We start from the raw sequence: 19356 nt of genomic DNA, 5'->3' as shown, positions 1-19356 counted from the left end.
TTTTGTTTATGTAGATAGTCAGCGTTCTTCCGTCAATCCCTCCTCAGAGATTAATACTTTCTAACAATTAATCTACTATTTTGTAAAAATTTGTAGATTAATTGCTGCAGGAATTTATTTTATCATTTAAATATTCAAAATAAAATAATATTTTCTAAAAATTTTACGTTTTTTTTCGACACACGAAAAAAGACCGAAATAATTCGGTCTTTTCCCACTATGCACTCAAATCTCTCTTTTTATAAAAGGTGAACGTAACCACTAACAATAGGGCGGTTACTATTATTGATATAACAATATATAACGGTTCAAGCCCTCTGCCAAGCATCACATTTTTCGCTTCAAAGTATTTAAAAGGGGTTAAATATTTCATGCCTTCCATCTTCTCGTTCAAATCAATTGCAATCGATAACATATAGGTTACCAACAGGATGCCGGTTGCCAGCGATGGAGCTGTTTTCGGTTTCTTTTTCACGGCGGCTAGCGCACTGCCAATGACCAAGAACAAGACTTGTAAAATAAACATCCCCACCTGAGTGAGGACAATCTCACCATTAACTGCTTCCCCAGTGCTGTTGTATTTCTCAATGAGAGTTACTGATGATATCAATGTGACGAGATTAAAAATGACGATATTCATGAATGCCGCCACTAGTTTTGAAGTAATAATGGCTGTTCTAGAAACGGGTTTGGTGAATAAAAATTCCGCTGTTTTGTCCCGCTCTTCTTTGGCAATTATGGAAGCTCCGAGCATCGCTGCGTGGATCGTCGCCATTAATAACAAATATATATACAGTAATGAATAATAACCGCTAATCTTTGACAAATCGACCACACCAAAACCCATTACTGCTTTTAACGATTTGGGCAAATCAGCAATCAGATCATTGATGGATTGGCCCGATGAGGAATAGGCAGCATATTTCGCCATTCCTGACGCTACCATGAGGAAGACACCGATACTCCAAAAAATCAGCGATTTTCGATACGATTTCATTTCTTTTAAAAATATGTTCACGACTTAACCCTCCTTTTCGCGTCTACACAGAATGGATATCCTTTTTTATATACACGAAATAACTTGCTGTGATGGCCAGAATAATAATAACGGCACTAACAATCAGAAAGGATGCTTCATAGCCCGAATGTTTTATGATATAGGCGGTGTCAAAATATTTAAAAGGCGAAATATAGCGTTTCGCTTCTTCACCGGTCGAGCTGCTAAACATCCCTAAAAAGTAAAACGCAAATACGGTAGTAAGTGACACCGATAGGACGGACTTAATCTTAGGGACTATCACCGAAATCATGACTCCGATCGCAAGGAAAATCAGCTGAATAAAGAACATTGTGAGTGAAAGCAGCACTAATATTTTCACGCTGAATTCATCCGTCTTGACTTGAAAGGTCAAAATTAACGTTACAATCAGGTAAATGATACTGGTCATCACGATTGAGATAAACGCCGCCAGCAGTTTCGAAGTCATGATCGTTGTCCTGGTAATTGGTTTTGTTAACAGAAAATCAGCTGTTTTCTCACGAACTTCCTTGCTGACAATGCTTGTGCCAAGATTCATCCCCTGAATGGCACCGCACAAAGTAATGAACGATAACGGAAAGCAATAGAAGCCGAGAATCGTAAAGAAGTTGCCAAGGTTAAAGCCGATTGCATTTCTGATCGCCTCTGGATATCCTTCCATGATCTTTTTAAAACTATCTGCATCCTTTGCAAAGGCAGGATAAAACGACATAAAGAGCGCAATAATCAGTACTAACGATACTGTCCAAATGATCGTTGATTTCCGATAAGCCCTTAACTCATGAAAAAATATATTCATAGCTTCTTATGCCTCCTTTTCGTAGTAATGCATAAAGATCTCCTCAAGGTCTGGCTCTTCTATCCAGAGGTTCACAAGCTCGATGCCGGCGATTTTTTTCGTGATTTCATTAATATTTCCTCTAAACAAAAAGCTTGCCTGAGTACCCTTAACCTCTAAATTATTGACACCGCTAATGTTAAAATAGGTCGGATCCAGTGGTTCTTTCGTTTCCATTTTGAACTTCTTATAGTTGTTTTCTTGTAAGGTACTAATCTTTTCAACGGTAACAATCTTACCTTCTTTAATAATGGCAACCCTGTTGCATAACCGCTGTACCTCGCTGAGGATGTGCGATGAAAAGAGAATCGTTGCTCCTTTTTTATTCTCTTCTTCTAAAAGCTCAAAGAATTTCTGCTGCATGAGCGGATCAAGGCCGCTGGTCGGTTCGTCCAGGATAATCAACTTCGGTTCATGGAGCAGCCCTTGAACAATTCCAACCTTCTTTTTGTTCCCCAATGAGAGGTCATCAATTTTTTTATTGAGATCTAAGTCCATGATCGCTGCCAATTCTTTGATTCTCTTACTGCAATCTTTTTTATAAAAACTAGCTGAATATTTTAATAGGTCCTTAACCTTCATATTGTCATAATAAAAAACTTCAGAAGGCAAATAACCGATTTCCTTTTTAATTTCAGACGCAAATTGAACGGAATCTTTGCCAAAGATTGCAGCGCTGCCGCTTGTTGGGTAAATCAGCGACAACAAGGTCCGGATTGTAGTTGATTTACCCGCACCATTGGGCCCAATAAAACCAAAAATTTCGCCTTCTTCCACATGAAAGCTAATGTCTGTAATCCCTCTTGACTTCCCATATGTCTTGGTCAGATTGTTAATTTCAATTACATTCATCGCGACAGCCTCCTAATGTTTTGCTAATGATCAAATCGTATCCCATACCAGTTTTCATTTATAGAAACATCTTGTTAAAACTTGAAAATACTCTTCTGCTTCGGCTTGAATCTTTTGGTAGTCAATCTCATGGGTTGGCGACAATCTTGCCCGTTCCATCGCTTCATCGCTCATCTTTTCAAACGTCCAGTTGATAATTTTTATGATTTTAGTGAGATCAACATCCTCCCTAAATTTTGAAAAATCAATCCCCTCATAGACTTTTTCCATATTGATATGTGTCAGTTCCGCTTTCTTTTTATCAAATTCGATCTTGATTTCCGTCGATTCATCCAAAAAAGCCTCTTGGATAAACTTAAAGATATCTGGATACGTCGCCAGCATTTCCGTTTTAATAATGACGGCCTGGCGCATACGCATAAAGAAGTCTGTCTCTTGAAAGTTAATTTTTTTGTAAAACTCGTCGATTACAAGTTCGTAGCAATAGTCAAAAATAAAGAAGAACAACTGCTTTTTGTTCTGAAAATAATGAAACAGCAGCCCCTTTGATATCCCTGCTTCTTTAACAATTTCATTGGTCGAAGCCCGGTCATATCCTTTCTCAGCAAATTCCTTTATAGCAGCATTTATGATTCGATCTTGTTTTTCCTTTTCTAAGTTGAAGAATTTTGAAAACATTGCCGCGGCCCTCCTTATCAGCTATTGACCACATCAGTCAACCACATTGTACTCCCGTTGACTCATCTGGTCAATAGTGGTCAAGCTATATTTTTTACAAAAATATGTAATAGTCAGTTGATGTATAATATGGCCTTTGGGGATGTGCTATGATGCAGGGTGAGGGTAGGAATTTGGGGGTGATTGGCGAAAACTAGAGAGATTATTTATGGAGGTGGTGGACAATTTTGATGAAGGACAGCAATGAAACATTTTTTTGGAGGTGGTTTACGATTTTAATGAAAAATAGAGATGTATCGTTGACGTTGGAGGGATTAATTGCCGCCCAACTGCGGGTAGCCGTTTGCCATCCACTCCAGCCAGTTTTGGCCGCGAAACAAAGGTCCGTCGAGGCGGGGATTGGTGGAGAGGAGCGGGTGGCAGAGGTCTTCCGGAAGCACCCATTTTCGGCTGATCACCATATTTTCCACGATTTATCTCCCGCTTGGCGTGAACAATTTCAAATGGATTCATTTGTACTGACTCCTTGGTTTGGTACGGTGTTAGAAGTGAAGAATATTGGCGGGGTTCTGGAATTCAAGGATAATCCACCTCAGTTGATCCGCACAAGAGAAGATGGACACCAGGATGGGTATGAGAGTCCGGTTGTCCAATTGGAGCGTAATCGCGAACTAATTAATGATTGGCTATGGAGTCGAAATATTGATATCCCGATATTCGGTGCAATTGTATTGGCGTACCCTAAGCAAATTGTGGCAATTCCCCCTAAGGACACGAAAATCTTATTCCCTAGATTGATTCCCTCTTTTTTGAAAAGCATCCCACAACATGGAAATAAGTTGGACCACGAAACCTTTAATTGGATATCTGCTGAGCTTTTGAAAAGTCATCAACCCTTTATTCCCAAACCAATATGTGAATCATACGGTATTCCTTTCGGAGATTTTCGGACTGGTGGAAGGTGTGAGGCGTGCGGCGGGTTCGGCATGATTAAGCTCCCCCGGACGTGGTGTTGTCCACAATGCGGTGCGGTCGATCACCTTGTCCATCAAAGGACTATACGCGAGTGGTTTTTGATATTTAAACGGCAGATCACAAATCGGGAGTGCCGGGAGTTTTTGGGAGTTGATGATATCCATACAGCCACTCGACTATTACAAAGTATGAATATGGATTTCGATGGAACATATAAGAACCGGACGTATCATTTGTTTAAACGTGATTAAGATATTGTACTCTAGTTTAGGAGGGGCGAGAGTATTGTTGGCATATCCGAGAGTGCCCTCCGTTTATCCGAGAGTATTGCTTACGTATCCGAGAGTATTTTTGCTTGCCGAGAGAATTCTCCGGTTATCCAAGAGTTTTGCCCATTTATCCGAGAGTAACTGACATTATCCAAGAGTATTCCACACTTATCCGAGAGTATCGCCCGCCAGGTCATCACACAACACCCAATTATGAAAAACGTGTAACCGTTCTCTCATAGTGATATGATATTCATGAATTCAACTCAAAAAGGGGAGTGTAGTGGAATTGAAAAATGAACTGATTGAAAGGTTTACTTCCTATGTTAAAGTGGATACCCAGTCCAATGAAAACAGCGAGACTTGTCCATCCACTGAGGGGCAATGGACCTTAGCCCGGATGCTTGTTCAAGAATTAGAATCGATCGGGATGCAGGAAGTCACGATTGACGAAAATGGCTACGTGATGGCGACCTTGCCAGCGAATACTGATAAAGAAGTCCCAACTATCGGCTTCCTTGCCCATGTGGATACAGCTACTGACTTTACTGGGAAAAATGTGAATCCGCAAATCGTGGAAAATTATGATGGCAATGAAATTGTTTTAAACGAGGCCCTTAAAGTAGTGATGTCACCGAAAGATTTTTCAAGCCTTCCTGATTATAAAGGCCATACGTTAATCACAACCGATGGCACGACACTGCTGGGTGCTGACAACAAAGCCGGCATCACGGAAATCATGACTGCAATGGCTTACTTGCTTAACCATCCGGAAATTAAACACGGTAAGGTCCGCGTTGCGTTCACTCCAGATGAAGAAATCGGCAGAGGACCACATAAGTTTGACGTTGCGGCCTTTAATGCCACGCATGCCTATACTGTGGATGGCGGTCCACTCGGGGAATTAGAGTACGAAAGTTTCAACGCGGCTGCTGCGAAGGTCACGATTAAAGGGAACAACATTCACCCTGGCTCTGCCAAAAACAAAATGGTCAACTCGATGAAAATTGGGATGGAATTACATAGCAAGCTGCCTGCACAGGAAGCACCTGAACATACTGAAGGATACGAAGGCTTCTTCCATCTGCTTGCATTCAACGGAGATGTTGAACTGACTAAGCTCCACTATATTATCAGAGATCATGACATGGACACCTTCAAGGCGCGCAAAGCGTTGATCGAAGCCATCGTCAATGAACTCAAGTCCAAATACGGCAGTGACACCATCCAACTGGAATTGAACGATCAATATTACAATATGGGTGAAAAAATTAAGCCCGTGATGGAAATCGTTGACATCGCCCATGAAGCCATGGTAAGCTTAGATATTACGCCAATTGTTAAACCAATCCGCGGCGGCACCGATGGTTCACAGCTTTCCTATATGGGTCTGCCGACACCAAATATTTTTACCGGCGGGGAAAATTTCCACGGCAAATTTGAGTTTATTTCTGTAGATAATATGATTAAAGCCACCAACACCGTCATTGAAATCATCAAATTAACCGAACAAAAGGCTTAACTAAAAAAGCTCGCTTTGACTAATCAAAGTGAGCTTCTTTTTTCATAAGGGCTGTTTTCGAAGAGCTGCTGCGCACTGTTGAAGACTTGCTGCCGTTTCGGCGAGTTGTGTATTCAGCTGAAAGGTAGACCACTTTCCGCCGTTTTCCACTAAATCTTTTTGAATAAGTAAGATCATCCAAATCGAGAACACGGACGCGACTAAATAATACTCCTTAAAAAAACGAGCCCGGTCCTCTTCAAACGAAACCTGATTAAGATACGTTTCCAAAATTCTCTCCCGCATTGAACTCGTCATTTTTTTGGGAAAAAGGGGGTGGGACATATCAATCAAGTGATAAAGATCCCAGTACGGCGAATTCAAATGAGTGTGCTCCCAATCCAAAATCTTCAACTCATTGCCAGCCATCGCAAAATTTCCGGTATGTAAATCGCCATGAGATAACACTTTTCTTTCTGAAAACGGCCACAGACTAAGTTCTGAGAAAATACGATCAATCAATTCGCGTTCCATGTTTAACGAAGACAATATTCGATATACACCTTCTTGCTTTATGGAAACTTCTGATATTACGTTCTCTATTTTTGGTTTCAGTCCTGTCAGGGGCACATTTCCCAGGTTCTCTACCGGTAGAGAATGCCACCAAGCCACCCACTTAATGACCCTCATCACTATTTCCTCATTAAAGTCATGAGAGAGTGGACCAAGGTCCTCGAAAATCATCCAATTACGTTCGGTACAGTCATGAATGGAATAAGAAATCATTTTTGGAAAAATGACTGGAAAATGGGGGAGAATATGTTCATACACCCAGACTTCTTTACCCAATTGACCATTATTTGTAAGAGGTTTAAAAATATAGCTAGTGTCAGGATTCAAATAAAATCTTTCAACAAATCTTCCATTCATCCCTTTATAGAGAATTTCTCTTTTCAGGATGACAGAATCATTCAATGCACCATTGGCCAGAACAATATTGTTAGGCAGTTGCATCGGTTCACCACCTATTCCATATTCATAGTTTCATAGTACTTCTTATCTATACTTATGTTCAATTGAGAAGTTTAACTCCCATTACCGGAATATTTTAAGAGCGTGAGGTCAAACTAACATTGGTTCGATTTTTCAAGGAGGTTAGGTGGAATGGATAACAGAAACACACACGTATTTGTAGAACAGCTGCATGAAAAGCAAGAAAAGGACAAGAAAAATAAAGAACGTCAAGCTAATAGTCAAAAAAGCCAAAGGTTACCGAATAATCAGCATTAACACACTACGAAAAGGGCCAAACCTCTTAGCCGCAACTGGCGGCACCTGAGGTCAGGCCCTTTTACTTATTCATATTTGCAAGAAAACCGCCAAGTAAGTCGTCAATATCTTCTTCGATTTCTTCTTCCTCCATGACCGGTTGCTTTTCTTTAGCACTTTCCCAATCAAACTCACTGAGGTCGTCTTCCATCTCATTTATGTCGAGAGGGGAGGGCGAATCTTCCTTAGCCGCAGCCATTTGCTGATAACTGTCAACTTTAAGAAGTTCCTCGGGAAATACTTCTTCCTGAAGGTACAAAGCTTCGTCGATATCGATTGAATGACTATTTAAAGAAGCAAGTAGTGAAGTCGAACGAACTGGGTCAGAAATCAGTTGATAAAGAATACTTCCCAGCAAAGCTTCTGAATGCTCATGCTTTAACCAGTTTCTCTGGGCTTTCGTTAACTTTTGGGGGAGGGGGATCGTAATGGTCTCCTTTTCCCTCGAAACAGAACTACTCACACCTTGCATGACAAACTCGGCAATTTTACTGGAAAAATTCCTTCTTTCTGTATCTTTCAACTTTTGTAAATGCTTTAAGATATGGTCAGGTGTATCAGAGGGGATACGAAAAGATATGGCCTGGCCCCGCTGAACCTCATTTGAGGCTGGTTTTTTCATATATAATCACCTTATTTAGCTTTTACAGGTTCAACTTTAGGCGCCGTTTGTCTCTCAGCCTTTCGAACAAAGTCGATGATGAGTTTATAATAAGCATTGGCCATCATCCAAATACTTTCTTTCTCATCTTCAAAGAAATCAATATTATAACCGTCTAAATTGTTATTTAACGTCTTAAGATATTCCTTTAAGACATTGGCTCCGCCACCCACAAAGTAGCAAATTTCTGTTTGCGAGTTTCTCTGCCAAACATTACGTAATAAACGATATTGCTTTTTAGCTAAATCAAGCATGATTCGGTCGGTAATATCATGAACACTTGTCCGGCTTCCTTTAACCATAATATGATTACGATCACTTTTCTTAGTGATAATCTCAACCACATCACGACGGCTATCGAGTTCAACTCCATGCTTTGTTCTAATCTCTTCACGGATGGCTTCTAATGATTCAGAAACCCCTAGATTAAACCCTTGTGCTTTATCATCATCAACATTACGATTTTTGATGACAGCAATATCCGTTGATAATCCGCCGATATCTTGGATTAAGATGCGCTTATCAATGAGATCCTTATTGATGATTTTTCCGCTGTTATCCAAAACTAGATTAATAAATGCGGCGAATCCTTCAGGATATACTTTTACTTCATCAAATTTAATATTAACTTTCAACCCTTGGTACTTTGGAGTGACAAGGAATTCCACTTGATGAACGGAACCAACTAATTTAGAACGATAGCCAGCATCTTTTCCTTCTTTTACTTCACGAAGGGGAAGACCTGTTCCCAATGTATAATTGGCATCAATTATATTTTTAGTGCGTGGAAAAGCATTTGAGTTATTTTCCTTTACTGCATCTAAAGCTAATGTTGCAAAAAGCATAATTAACGTTTGATCTTCCTCTGACTTGCTGCTGCCAGGGTCTAGCTCAGTGGCATTAATACTTTTAGTAGCTAAATTACCAATACGATAAATTCCGTTGTTTTCTTTTAAAGCAGGGGAGTGGACTTTGATGTGAATTCCATCTAATGGATTTTTATTATCAAGTTCTTCAATCCCAATAACAGGTCGGTCTTCTGTATCCCTAGCAATAATGTTAGGAATATTTAATTCATATTCTAATTCTCCAAAAATGGCTTTAATGGAGTCATTCCCAACATCAATAGCTGCAACTCTAGATTTAGTCATAAATATCATTCCTTTTCATTTAATAGATTTATTTTTAAAAGTAGTATGTAATTCTAGCTCCTTCTTTAAGGGTATAGAAGATTAATAGATTCTTCAATGATTTCCAAACAAAAAAAATATAACTGTAAAGATGTAAACAATATGTAAACTTCAGTTCATTGTAATCACTTTTTGTAAACAACAATGACAAATCTGTATACATGCCGATATCATAAGATGTATACAGATTTGTTTACATGTAAACATTTTAGTAAACACGATGTATACGATTTTGTAAACAAGTATACACAAAACGTAAACATGTATGCAAAAATGTAAACTTGCGACTAATCCTGCCTATTCTATCCCGCTGACTTTGATCATAACTATTCTTAGCAAAAAAGCACGCCAACTAAGGTGCTCATTAACTAATCATTTATTAATAGTAAGGAAGAAGGATATACTCCCAATCCTCCACTCATTGAATTTGATACATCTGTCCTCATGGGGCGTTCATAAGGACAGATGTTATGTCCTTTATCGAGCTTATTATGGACTCATCTATGGTTCTTGCGGTGGGTTATGTCCTTCATCTTTTACAACCCTTCTTTTTCTACATAAAAGTAATACCATTTCTCCATGTAATTTAATCAGCTCGTCACATCTTCACTTTCCTATTAAGTTTGTATTTTCCCTCTAACCAAATTGGAACTATTTGAATCAGCAGCCTCGTTTTTGTCGAAATAACCCCACTGACGGTGTTGTTGCTAGAGTTTGAGTATTTTTCATGACCCCCTTATCAATGTAAAGGTCCTTCAGAGCAAGTTTTCATAACACCAGAAGTATCGAGTTCATACCATTCTATATCGTTCGTCTAGCATGCCTGTTTTCATGACACCGCTGTTATCAAGTTATTTGTAAACAACAACAACAAATATGTATACATGCAAACATATTTGTAAACACCAAGTATACAAATTGCAAACAAGTACACAAAAATGTAAACGTGTATGCATGAATGTAAACAAGCCCATTTTACTCCTTGATGTGCTACAACAAATTCCATTCCCCCCTTCCTTTGCACAAAAAAAACACACCTATGAAGGTGCGCTTAGACTATACCTGATCTTAGGAACGGAGCTGAATCGATTCCCCTACCCTTAGCTGGCAACCATATCTTCACTAACATAAAGGTAATACCATTTCTCCTTGTAATTTAACCAGCCTGTCACGACCGACTCATGACTGCTTAGTTTGTATTTATCCGCTAATAAATTTGCCGGGTCTGACTTTGTGTCTTCACCTTTGTCGAGATAATCCCACTGACTATTGTTGACGAGCTCCTGGGTATTTTTCATGGCACCACGGTCATTAAGGAAATACCATCTGCCTTCAGAGTTGATCCAACCGGTTTTCATCACGCCCAAATCATCAAAATAGTACCATTCTCCCCTATCAGCAAGCCAGCCTGTTTTCATTACACCGCTGTTATCAAGATAATAACGTTTTGCATCGACCGCTAACCATCCGGTTTTCAGCACCCCTTTATTGTCCAGATAGTATTTCTTGCCACTGTCAGCAATCCACCCCGTCTTCATCGCACCGCTATTATCAAAGTAGTATTTCTTGCCGCCTTTATCGAGCCACCCTGTTCTCATTACCCCTTTTTTATCGAGATAATATTTCTGACCATTCGCGGTAAGCCATCCGGTCTGCATGACGCCAGCATCATCAAAGAAATATCGCTTTCCATTAATTGATTGCCAACCTGTTTTTACTTCACCATCAACATAATAATACGTGTTACCGCTTAGTTCGACCCAGCCGCTGCCATATCCGTTCGCTTTGGCAATTGAATTAAAGCTGCTATCCGTATGGGTGATGATAACTAATGTATACTTTTTAACGTGGCTATATAGCCAGCGTACTTCTGAATTGTGCATCCTGATACATCCTGAACTTGCATAGGTTCCAATCGAATTTTCATTCGCATTCCCATGAATCGCATAGGTTGTTCCATAGGTTCCTCTTGCTTCTAGTCCCATCCACCGGCTACCTAATGGATTCCGTGGATCTCCGCCCGGGATCTTCAATTTATAATAGGGCCGATTAACGATTTTACTAACAATCCTAAACGTTCCTTCTGGTGTTAGCGATCTTGTCCTCCCCGTGGCCACGCTAAATTTTTTAACTAGTTTCCCGCTGTCATAAAAGGCAAGGGTATTGGTCTTCTTGTTAATAATAATTAACTGGGAACCGCCGCTTGCATCAGCTTGGCTCGTAAATAAGAATAGACTGAATAGCAAAACGAAAATGATTGATAGTTTTCTCATAATAATCCCCTCAATTAGTAGTTATTACTAAAAGTAACACATAAAATCAGAATATTTTGTCAAAAATTAGGTTAGAAAGTAAGCATTTCTTCCCTGTTTTTAAAGATATTTACTTTGAAAAACTCTATCATTTCGACAAATATCTAACCTTGTTCCAAATTGAGATTCTCCTATCAGGTGTCAGGCACCGAAGGACTTGAAAAAAGGGGAGCAGTTGGGTATGGTAAAAATACAATTCTCCATTTAGGGTGTGTATCATGCGTATTAATAAATTTATAAGTGAGTCTGGACAGTCATCTAGAAGAGGCGCAGATAAATTAGTTAGTGAAGGAAAAGTTACGATTAATGGGAAAGTGGCAGTAATGGGCAGCCAGGTGGAGCCCGGAGATGATGTAAGGATAAACGGCAGCCAGGTTAGAGTGGCCCAAAATTATGTCTATATCGCTTTAAATAAACCTGTCGGGATTACGAGCACCACAGAACGCCATATAAAAGGAAATATCATCGATTTAGTTAACCATCCCTTACGCATCTTTCATATTGGACGATTAGATAAGGATTCAGACGGTCTCATCCTTTTAACGAATGATGGCGATATTGTGAATGAAATCTTGCGTGCCGAAAACAAGCACGAAAAGGAATATATCGTTACAGTCGACAAACCGATTACCCCTGAATTTTTAAAGAAGATGGCAGCCGGTGTGGAGATTCTTGGTACAAAGACGCTTCCCTGTAAAGTAACGCAGCTATCTAAATTCGACTTCCAAATCATCTTAACACAAGGTTTAAATCGCCAAATCCGCCGGATGTGCTCAGCGCTTGGCTATGGGGTGGTCCGCTTGCAGCGGACTAGAATCATGAACATTCACTTAGGCAACCTGCCGCTTGGACAATGGCGTGACCTATCAAAGAAAGAGCGTAATCAATTATTTGCTGACTTAAACTATCAGCCTAAAGAATGGTAAGGAAAATATTTTTTATTCGGAAACATTAGAGGTGGCTAATTTGGATATAGGATCAAAAATTCGTGCAATACGAAACCGAAAAAAAATCACCATTGCCCAAATGTGTGAGGGGACTGGGTTATCAAAAGGGTTTATCAGCAATGTCGAAAACAATAACACCTCTCCCTCGATTAGCACGTTGCAAACCATCGCAACCTTTCTAGGGGTTCCGCTACCCTATTTGTTATTAGAAAAAAAGGAGCACATGCGGGTCGTTAGAAAAAATGAACGGACTTATTCGACTTTTAACAACTTGAAAATAGAACACTTAACCTCCAAAGGGGGATTAAGAATGATGCTTGTCGAATTTCCTGTGGGTGCTTCAATGGGTGAATTAAATGCCCATGAAGGTGAAGAGTGCCATTTAGTGTTGGAGGGTAAAGTCCTTGCCGAACAAGGCGAAGAATCAATGATTATTGAAGAAGGGGATTCGTTCAGCTGGAACGCGAGTGTACCACATTTTGTTAAAAATATCGGTGAGGGTAGAGCCGTGGTCCTCATTTCAATTTATTCCAACAGTGAACTAAGAGACATTTTCTAATTTCCGCCTAACTAATAGGCTTCACCTCTCAGGAGCACCTTGCAAGCATGAACAAAATAGTAAACAATCAAAAAGGCCGTCAAACAGGATCCGTATGGTCCCCTTAATGTCAGCCTTTTCATTTGTTCCTAATTTATGATCATATCATTGATTACTTCCTGGGCAGCCCTCTCGCCAGTCTCGACAGCTCCATTTAAATAACCTTGATACTTAATAGAAGTGTGTTCACCAGCAAAAAATATTTTGCCTTCCCGCTCTCCTAAAATGCCAGCAAATTTCGTATATTGACCTACCTTCCAATACGAATAGGCCCCTTTTGTCCATTGGTTACTAAGCCAGTGGTCTACGGTAGCTAAACCATTCCAATTGTTCATGCTCCCTGGCAATACAGGCTCTAGTTTGTCCAAAAATTCCTTAGTCGTCTCTTCTAATTTATGGTCTGTAAAAGCAAACTGGTTGGCTGCTGTTTCACCACCAGTAAAATTAACAAGAATTCCTGAATGTCCGGGTTGTGCTCGTGTTGATTCGAAGGTCTGCTGATAGCCTGTATCTGCAAATGATTCACCATTATTGCCAAGCTCATTCCAGAACCGGTTAACAAATTGAGCATGCATTTTTGTGTTAACACCCATTCCGAGTTCTTCAATCGCTGTTTGTTTTAACAGACAAAATCCTGCATTCTCGTAATCTATTGTTCTTAAAATACTAAAAGGGAGAGCTAGAATCACTTTGTCAGCTAAAACTTCCCATTCCACTTCTTTTTTTCGAAAAACGAGCCTTATCTGTTTTTGAGCCATTTGTTCAATCTTTATCAACTGGAAATTTAATTTTATTTGTCCCTGAAGTTTATTCGCTAATAAAGTTGGGAGTTGGTCATTGCCACCCTTTATATGAAAGCATTCATCTGAATCGCCGTACATTCGAAAGGGCTCATTTTGAGCATATGCCAACAAATAAAGCAAGTTTAATGCACTTTGCTCGTAAGCATCAGCACCAAATTCTACGGTGTAGGCAAGTGCTAACAATTTGCCAAATCGAGAATGGATGCCATCTGGTACGGTTTCATTGATATAATCGACGATAGACATTTGATCGAGCTCCCATCCTCGCTCAGTAAAACGATTATAAAGAGTGGTTTCACCTACCTCTTCGAGATCCTTTTGTAATTTAGGGAGGATTTTCATAAAATCATTGGTTACCTCATCAAAGGTATAAGGCTGTTGACCAAAAAAATAAAATGGTTTGGTCTCGACGGGCTCTGCCATGATTAAATTATCTAATTCTAAACCCAGCTCTTTTGCCAGATTCTGAATCTCCTTATGGCAAGTATCAATTAATTCCCCGCCCCGCTCGACCATTTGATTTTCTTTGAAGTAACCTCTCCTCGTCCAACAACGTCCTCCGACCCGCTCCGACGCTTCGTAAATGGTGGATAAGATTCCTGCCTGCCTAAGCCGATAAGCACACGTAAGCCCCGCTAAACCTGCTCCTACAATGACGATTCTTGGAGCAGGTTGCCCACTCACGATTAAAGACATTTGTGGTGTGTAATCCACATTTTGCATATGATGAAGATCTAGTGTAATAACTTGTCCGGTATTTAATTGTTTCTCCATTTTAGTACCTGCCGACATATATGATTTCAGCAGGATACTTGCTAATGGTGTTCGTGCCAAGAAAAACCAACTCCTTTAAGCAAAAATAAAACCATGCTACTTTACTGATTAACCATCTCAGGATAGTAATTATCAATAAAATATGCATGGTGTATAAATTTGCTTGGGACAAGAATCCGGTTCCTTGATTTATTTTTTATACCTCTACAAATTTACTTTCCATTTCAGTAAAAAAGGCCTCGGAAAGTTGAACAAAATCCGCCTCATGTAATTTAATTTCATCGCTGACGTTATACCTTAAAATTGACTTTTCAGTCTATATTATCCCTTTAAACTTTAGCCAACTTACTAGATTTGACTTATATCTGATTATTTTTTACACTTTCTTCACAAACAAATTAAACTACTATCAACTTGTTTGCCTAATATTTTACAAAATTCTGATTGTATGTGAAAATAGGTAGGATTATTAAAGTAAGTACATGTGCTTGTGCTAAGGATCAGTAGGTTGGATGGAATCGGATCAATTTTATAGCTGCCATCCTTTCATGAAATCATCCCATTTCAAAACTTGGAGGACACTAAATCAATGAGAACCATTAAACTTGGAAGCAGTTCATTAGATGTGCCAGTTGTAGCAGTGGGCTGTATGCGTATTAATTCACTTGAAAAGACAGAGGCGGAGCGCTTTGTTCAATCGGCATTAGAAGAAGGGGCAAACTTCTTTGACCATGCTGACATTTATGGCAGCGGCACCTGTGAGGAAATTTTTGCGGATGCCATCCATATGAATTCGAGCGTCCGTGAAAAAATCATTCTGCAATCAAAATGCGGAATTCGTAAGGGAATGTTTGATTTTTCAAAAGAACATATTTTAGAATCGGTCGACGGAATTTTGAAGCGTTTGAAAACCGAATATCTCGATGTGCTGCTTTTGCACCGCCCTGATGCGCTTGTCGAGCCTGAAGAGGTTGCAGAAGCCTTTGATATCCTTGAGAGTTCAGGAAAAGTGCGCCATTTTGGTGTTTCTAACCAAAATCCCATGCAGATCCAGTTGTTAAAGAAATTTGTGAAGCAGCCGCTTGTCGCTAACCAACTGCAGTTAAGTATCACCAACGCCACGATGATCTCAAATGGCATGAATGTTAACATGGAGAATGATTCAGCCATAAACCGGGATGGCAGCATCCTTGATTATTGCCGTTTGAACGATATTACCATCCAACCATGGTCACCATTCCAATACGGGTTCTTTGAAGGAGTATTCCTTGGCAGCGACAAGTTCCCAGAGCTGAATCAGCAGATTGATGAACTTGCCGCTAAATATGCAGTGAGCAATACGACCATTGCGGTTGCCTGGCTTTTACGTCATCCAGCCCATATGCAGCCAGTGATTGGAACCATGAATATCGACAGATTAAAGGACTGCTGTCAGGCGAGTGACGTTCATTTGACACGTGAGGAATGGTATCGCATTTATCGCGCTGCCGGGAATATTCTTCCGTAAATGTTATTTTGAACTACTCTCCAAAAAAGAAGGCATAACAAATTATGTATTCACAAAAAAAAGAGTATGGAATCGTTATGATTCCATACTCTTTTTGCACTATATCACCTGTATTTCTTGACCGCTGTTTTCTTTTTTAAAGGAAAATTTCATTTTGAAAAGACTTACAACAAAATAGACAATCGCGAGACTCAAAACGAAGGTCCAGACTTGCGTAATCTTTGGCGTATTTGAGACCCCTAAAAAATAAAGTAAGGCTGGAATGGTTAGGGTTACCCAGGACTGTACGAATGCAACTAGACCAATGTAAGTATCAATTTTCTTTTTAAGGCTATTTGATAAAAAGAATAGAAACCAAAGGTAGGCCCACATTCCCCATGTTAATGCATTGACGATATCATGGAAATGAATAATGGAGGTAATCGTATAAACGACTGCAATAATCGCGACCCATAAGCTAAACCAACCAAGACCGCTGCCATCAAGCCCTTTCAATAAGGTGACACCAACATATAGATACGTCAAGCCAAATAAAAATATCGCTGCGACATTATAAAGATCCCAATTATTTTGACCTGCTGCAACCATTAAGTATGATGGGATGATGATTTGAAGGATTCCGATGAATAAATTAAAGATACCAACACTTTTTGCTTCAGCCTTTCCTAATAGCATAAGGCTGTTAAGAAATAATACCGCTCCCGATAAAAATAAACCAATATAACTCATATAGATAGTTGTGAAAAGTCCTTTCTCACAACATCCCCCTCCTTCAATAAGAAAAAACCGTTTTTTAACTCCATAAATATAGCATAGCCCATGAACAAATGTTAAGTGACGTCTGAACAAAATTTTATATTAATTATTACCATTTTATCTATTCCAGGCCCTATGGCTAATAAAAGGTTAACTCTTAAAACTTTTTATTGGTAAATATTCTCAATTATTTTCTTAACCACATGGTTTAGTTGATTTTTTGTAACATTATTGTAATAAATAAAAAGGGAGCTCAGCAGTTGACACGATTAGACTTTTTACCTAGACAAGCATGAGCAAAGTCACTTTTTCTGATTATTAAATTAACTCAGAAATACTATCGCAATATACTTGCCATAGATGTAAAAGATTTAACATATCCCTGTTATTTGTCTCAGAAAAATCCATGTTACGATATGGAACAATGAGCAGTCACACAACAGGGAGGGTAAAAAGAATGCTTAATAAACTTAAAACATTCATAGCAGTTGCTATACTCTCAGTAACTGTTAGTGCGAATGTACAAGCTGCTACTATTACTGAAAAACAAGACAATACCCGTTGGGATCAATATAATCAAACTTTAGAAAATATCCAAAAGGAATCGAATACGCTTAAAACAAACAATCCTGTGAATCCAGCGGCTCCTGCAGTTACTGAACCATTTCCGGTGTCTGCAAAGCCCGTTATTGCAGAAGCAAAAAAGAAAAGTGTACCCGTGATGAAATTAGCAAGCAGTACAAGTACAAGCGTCAAGGAAATTACCGTGAAAGCCACCGCCTATACAGCTTCCTGTGAAGGGTGTTCAGGTATTACTAAAACGGGGATTAATATTAAAGATAATCCCAATAAAAAGGTCATCGCCGTTGACCCATCTGTGATTCCGCTTGGAAGTAAGGTTTATATAGAAGGTTTTGGTGAAGCGATTGCTGCCGATACAGGCGGAGCGATTAAAGGAAATCGAATTGATATCTTTATTCCATCTAAACAGGATGCTATCGATTTTGGTGTAAAAAAATTAAAGGTTACCATCTTAAACTAAGATGGAGAAGCATGTATCACTATATTCAGACTAAACACTGCAACCCCCTTTATTTATTAAGTGGATGCAGTGTTTTTTGTTGCGCTTTCATTGGCTGGTATAACTTACAAAAGTGTAAGGAGGATGTAAGAAAAACAAATTTTCCACTTTTGACCAATTTATTATAATTTTCTTCAGAAAAGGATAAGGGGGAAAATGATGATGTGGATATCAGAACTTAATATTGAATTGTTTAGAGTCATTAATGATAGTGGTAAGGATTTCACTTATTTAAACCCAGCAATGATTTTCATTGCTGAATATATGGTGCTGTTTTTAGCCTTACGTATCCTGATCTTTTGGTTTACAAAAAGTAAAACCAATAGAATGATGATTATTTGCGGATTGATTACCTTTTTAGCGGCGGAAATCATGGGAGAAATGGCCGGACTCATCCATTCGAATAATCAGCCATTCTCTGAACTGATTCACGTGAATAAACTCATCGGGCATGAAGTGGATAATTCTTTTCCAAGTAATCACACCATTTTGTTCTTCTCATTTTGTATGGTTTTCTTTCTTTTTAAAAGAAAATCAGGTGTTTTATGGATTTTATTAGCATGCCTTGTTGGTCTGTCTCGGATTTGGGTTGGTGTACATTATCCAGGAGATGTGATTGTGGGAGCCGCTATTAGTATTCTTTCAGCCCTAATCGTTTACCGAGTCGTACCTACGTTACGTTTTATAGGTAATTTGTTAGCTATTTTCGAAAAAATGGAACGACAGATCCTGCCCCAAAAACGTAAGTCAAAAGAATTGTAGAAATATTATTGCAATATAAATGCCACGGATGTAAACGATTTATCATCTCCCTGTTCTTTGTTTCAGAAAATTCTATGTTACTATTTAGAAAACTTAGCAACCAAAGAACATGGAGGGTAAAAGAATGCTTAAAAGAATTATATCAATTATAGCAGTTGCTGTACTCTCAGTAACTGTAAGTGCTAATGTACAAGCTGCAACTATTACTGTACAAAAAGGAGATACCCTTTGGGATCTATCACGTGCAAATAATACTTCATTAGAAAATATTCAAAAGTTGAATCATCTTACTACGGACCTTATTCACCCGGGTGATGTTTTAACCATTGCGCCGGAAAAACATTATACAGTAAAAAAAGGTGACACACTATGGGACATTTCCATGGATTATCGTGTAACTGTTCCGCAACTTAAAGAATGGAACCAATTAACTACCGATCTCATCCATCCTGGATTAAATCTATTAATCTATGAAGGTTTAAAT

18 protein-coding genes and 1 pseudogene are annotated in these 19356 nt (G+C 39.1%); 9 read left to right on the top strand and 10 right to left on the bottom strand.

The genetic code is table 11. From position 1 onward, the window contains the following. Positions 1 to 217: 217 nt before the first annotated feature. Genes V7137_RS00470 through V7137_RS00455 form a run of 4 tightly spaced genes read right to left on the bottom strand, consistent with a single transcriptional unit; the run spans position 218 to position 3407 of the window. On the bottom strand, positions 218 to 1018 hold the full coding sequence (locus tag V7137_RS00470) for an ABC transporter permease subunit (protein WP_335455564.1): 801 nt from the start codon (positions 1016 to 1018) through the stop codon (positions 218 to 220). Between the two features lie 22 nt (positions 1019 to 1040). After that, positions 1041 to 1838, bottom strand: coding sequence for an ABC transporter permease subunit (locus V7137_RS00465; protein WP_335455561.1), 798 nt, complete (start codon positions 1836 to 1838; stop codon positions 1041 to 1043). A 6-nt stretch (positions 1839 to 1844) separates the two neighbouring features. After that, positions 1845 to 2729 (bottom strand): ABC transporter ATP-binding protein, encoded by an 885-nt coding sequence (locus V7137_RS00460; RefSeq protein ID WP_335455558.1) that lies wholly within the window; start codon positions 2727 to 2729, stop codon positions 1845 to 1847. A 54-nt stretch (positions 2730 to 2783) separates the two neighbouring features. After that, complete coding sequence (locus tag V7137_RS00455) at positions 2784 to 3407, bottom strand: TetR/AcrR family transcriptional regulator (protein WP_335455555.1); 624 nt, start codon at positions 3405 to 3407, stop codon at positions 2784 to 2786. 278 nt (positions 3408 to 3685) lie between these two features. On the opposite strand from V7137_RS00455, the gene V7137_RS00450 reads away from it, so the two are divergent. Beyond that, positions 3686 to 4633 (top strand): nuclease-related domain-containing protein, encoded by a 948-nt coding sequence (locus V7137_RS00450; RefSeq protein WP_335455553.1) that lies wholly within the window; start codon positions 3686 to 3688, stop codon positions 4631 to 4633. 307 nt (positions 4634 to 4940) lie between these two features. After that, positions 4941 to 6173, top strand: a complete 1233-nt coding sequence (gene pepT / locus V7137_RS00445) for a peptidase T (RefSeq protein ID WP_335696392.1) — start codon at positions 4941 to 4943, stop codon at positions 6171 to 6173. A 42-nt stretch (positions 6174 to 6215) separates the two neighbouring features. Here the strand turns inward: pepT and V7137_RS00440 are convergent, their stop codons facing one another. Beyond that, positions 6216 to 7166, bottom strand: a complete 951-nt coding sequence (locus tag V7137_RS00440; RefSeq protein ID WP_335455550.1) for a phosphotransferase — start codon at positions 7164 to 7166, stop codon at positions 6216 to 6218. A gap of 150 nt (positions 7167 to 7316) precedes the next feature. Between V7137_RS00440 and V7137_RS00435 the strand changes: the two genes are divergently transcribed. Beyond that, positions 7317 to 7442: a DUF4023 family protein gene (locus V7137_RS00435; protein ID WP_335455547.1), complete on the top strand. Its 126-nt coding sequence runs from the start codon at positions 7317 to 7319 to the stop codon at positions 7440 to 7442. A 61-nt stretch (positions 7443 to 7503) separates the two neighbouring features. Here V7137_RS00435 and V7137_RS00430 read toward each other — a convergent pair whose 3' ends face one another. The 3 genes from V7137_RS00430 to V7137_RS00420 all read right to left on the bottom strand — a co-directional run bounded on the left by V7137_RS00430 (position 7504) and on the right by V7137_RS00420 (position 11605). Then, positions 7504 to 8103, bottom strand: coding sequence for a hypothetical protein (locus V7137_RS00430; protein WP_335455545.1), 600 nt, complete (start codon positions 8101 to 8103; stop codon positions 7504 to 7506). A gap of 11 nt (positions 8104 to 8114) precedes the next feature. Beyond that, a complete protein-coding gene (locus tag V7137_RS00425) occupies positions 8115 to 9293 on the bottom strand; it encodes a ParM/StbA family protein (RefSeq protein WP_335455542.1) in 1179 nt (392 codons plus the stop codon). 1139 nt (positions 9294 to 10432) lie between these two features. After that, entirely contained in the window at positions 10433 to 11605 is a 1173-nt protein-coding gene (locus V7137_RS00420; protein WP_335455539.1) for a L,D-transpeptidase family protein, read from the bottom strand. Between the two features lie 257 nt (positions 11606 to 11862). Here V7137_RS00420 and rluF point away from each other — a divergent pair, with 257 nt between their 5' ends. Beyond that, complete coding sequence (rluF, locus tag V7137_RS00415; RefSeq protein WP_420490068.1) at positions 11863 to 12570, top strand: 23S rRNA pseudouridine(2604) synthase RluF; 708 nt, start codon at positions 11863 to 11865, stop codon at positions 12568 to 12570. 40 nt (positions 12571 to 12610) lie between these two features. Further along, complete coding sequence (locus V7137_RS00410; protein WP_335455534.1) at positions 12611 to 13150, top strand: helix-turn-helix domain-containing protein; 540 nt, start codon at positions 12611 to 12613, stop codon at positions 13148 to 13150. A 128-nt stretch (positions 13151 to 13278) separates the two neighbouring features. Here the strand turns inward: V7137_RS00410 and V7137_RS00405 are convergent, their stop codons facing one another. Beyond that, a complete protein-coding gene (locus V7137_RS00405) occupies positions 13279 to 14826 on the bottom strand; it encodes a flavin monoamine oxidase family protein (protein ID WP_335455532.1) in 1548 nt (515 codons plus the stop codon). A 529-nt stretch (positions 14827 to 15355) separates the two neighbouring features. Between V7137_RS00405 and V7137_RS00400 the strand changes: the two genes are divergently transcribed. After that, a complete protein-coding gene (locus tag V7137_RS00400; RefSeq protein ID WP_335455529.1) occupies positions 15356 to 16273 on the top strand; it encodes an aldo/keto reductase in 918 nt (305 codons plus the stop codon). A 99-nt stretch (positions 16274 to 16372) separates the two neighbouring features. Here V7137_RS00400 and V7137_RS00395 read toward each other — a convergent pair whose 3' ends face one another. Next, positions 16373 to 17002, bottom strand: coding sequence for an AmiS/UreI family transporter (locus V7137_RS00395; RefSeq protein WP_335455526.1), 630 nt, complete (start codon positions 17000 to 17002; stop codon positions 16373 to 16375). Between the two features lie 781 nt (positions 17003 to 17783). Here V7137_RS00395 and V7137_RS00390 point away from each other — a divergent pair. The 3 genes and pseudogenes from V7137_RS00390 to V7137_RS00380 all read left to right on the top strand — a co-directional run. Further along, positions 17784 to 18071 (top strand): annotated as a pseudogene (locus V7137_RS00390) (3D domain-containing protein); the annotation flags it as partial. A gap of 201 nt (positions 18072 to 18272) precedes the next feature. Continuing rightward, complete coding sequence (locus V7137_RS00385; protein WP_335696391.1) at positions 18273 to 18872, top strand: undecaprenyl-diphosphatase; 600 nt, start codon at positions 18273 to 18275, stop codon at positions 18870 to 18872. 124 nt (positions 18873 to 18996) lie between these two features. Then, positions 18997 to 19356 (top strand): LysM peptidoglycan-binding domain-containing protein (locus V7137_RS00380; RefSeq protein WP_335455522.1); only part of this gene is annotated, 360 nt, incomplete at its 3' end.

It is taken from the genome of Neobacillus drentensis (assembly GCF_036962765.1).
Taxonomy (GTDB): domain Bacteria; phylum Bacillota; class Bacilli; order Bacillales; family Cytobacillaceae; genus Neobacillus; species Neobacillus drentensis_C.
This window is presented reverse-complemented; position numbering and strand designations above follow the sequence as displayed.

Coding starts and splice junctions, on each gene's coding strand:
- V7137_RS00425 (WP_335455542.1), bottom strand. CDS start 9,293: ATGACTAAATCTAGAGTTGCAGCTATTGATGTTGGGAATGACTCCATT.
- V7137_RS00455 (WP_335455555.1), bottom strand. CDS start 3,407: ATGTTTTCAAAATTCTTCAACTTAGAAAAGGAAAAACAAGATCGAATC.
- V7137_RS00460 (WP_335455558.1), bottom strand. CDS start 2,729: ATGAATGTAATTGAAATTAACAATCTGACCAAGACATATGGGAAGTCA.
- V7137_RS00440 (WP_335455550.1), bottom strand. CDS start 7,166: ATGCAACTGCCTAACAATATTGTTCTGGCCAATGGTGCATTGAATGAT.
- V7137_RS00435 (WP_335455547.1), top strand. CDS start 7,317: ATGGATAACAGAAACACACACGTATTTGTAGAACAGCTGCATGAAAAG.
- V7137_RS00395 (WP_335455526.1), bottom strand. CDS start 17,002: ATGAGTTATATTGGTTTATTTTTATCGGGAGCGGTATTATTTCTTAAC.
- rluF (WP_420490068.1), top strand. CDS start 11,863: ATGCGTATTAATAAATTTATAAGTGAGTCTGGACAGTCATCTAGAAGA.
- V7137_RS00430 (WP_335455545.1), bottom strand. CDS start 8,103: ATGAAAAAACCAGCCTCAAATGAGGTTCAGCGGGGCCAGGCCATATCT.
- V7137_RS00450 (WP_335455553.1), top strand. CDS start 3,686: ATGAAAAATAGAGATGTATCGTTGACGTTGGAGGGATTAATTGCCGCC.
- V7137_RS00420 (WP_335455539.1), bottom strand. CDS start 11,605: ATGAGAAAACTATCAATCATTTTCGTTTTGCTATTCAGTCTATTCTTA.
- V7137_RS00400 (WP_335455529.1), top strand. CDS start 15,356: ATGAGAACCATTAAACTTGGAAGCAGTTCATTAGATGTGCCAGTTGTA.
- V7137_RS00465 (WP_335455561.1), bottom strand. CDS start 1,838: ATGAATATATTTTTTCATGAGTTAAGGGCTTATCGGAAATCAACGATC.
- V7137_RS00385 (WP_335696391.1), top strand. CDS start 18,273: ATGTGGATATCAGAACTTAATATTGAATTGTTTAGAGTCATTAATGAT.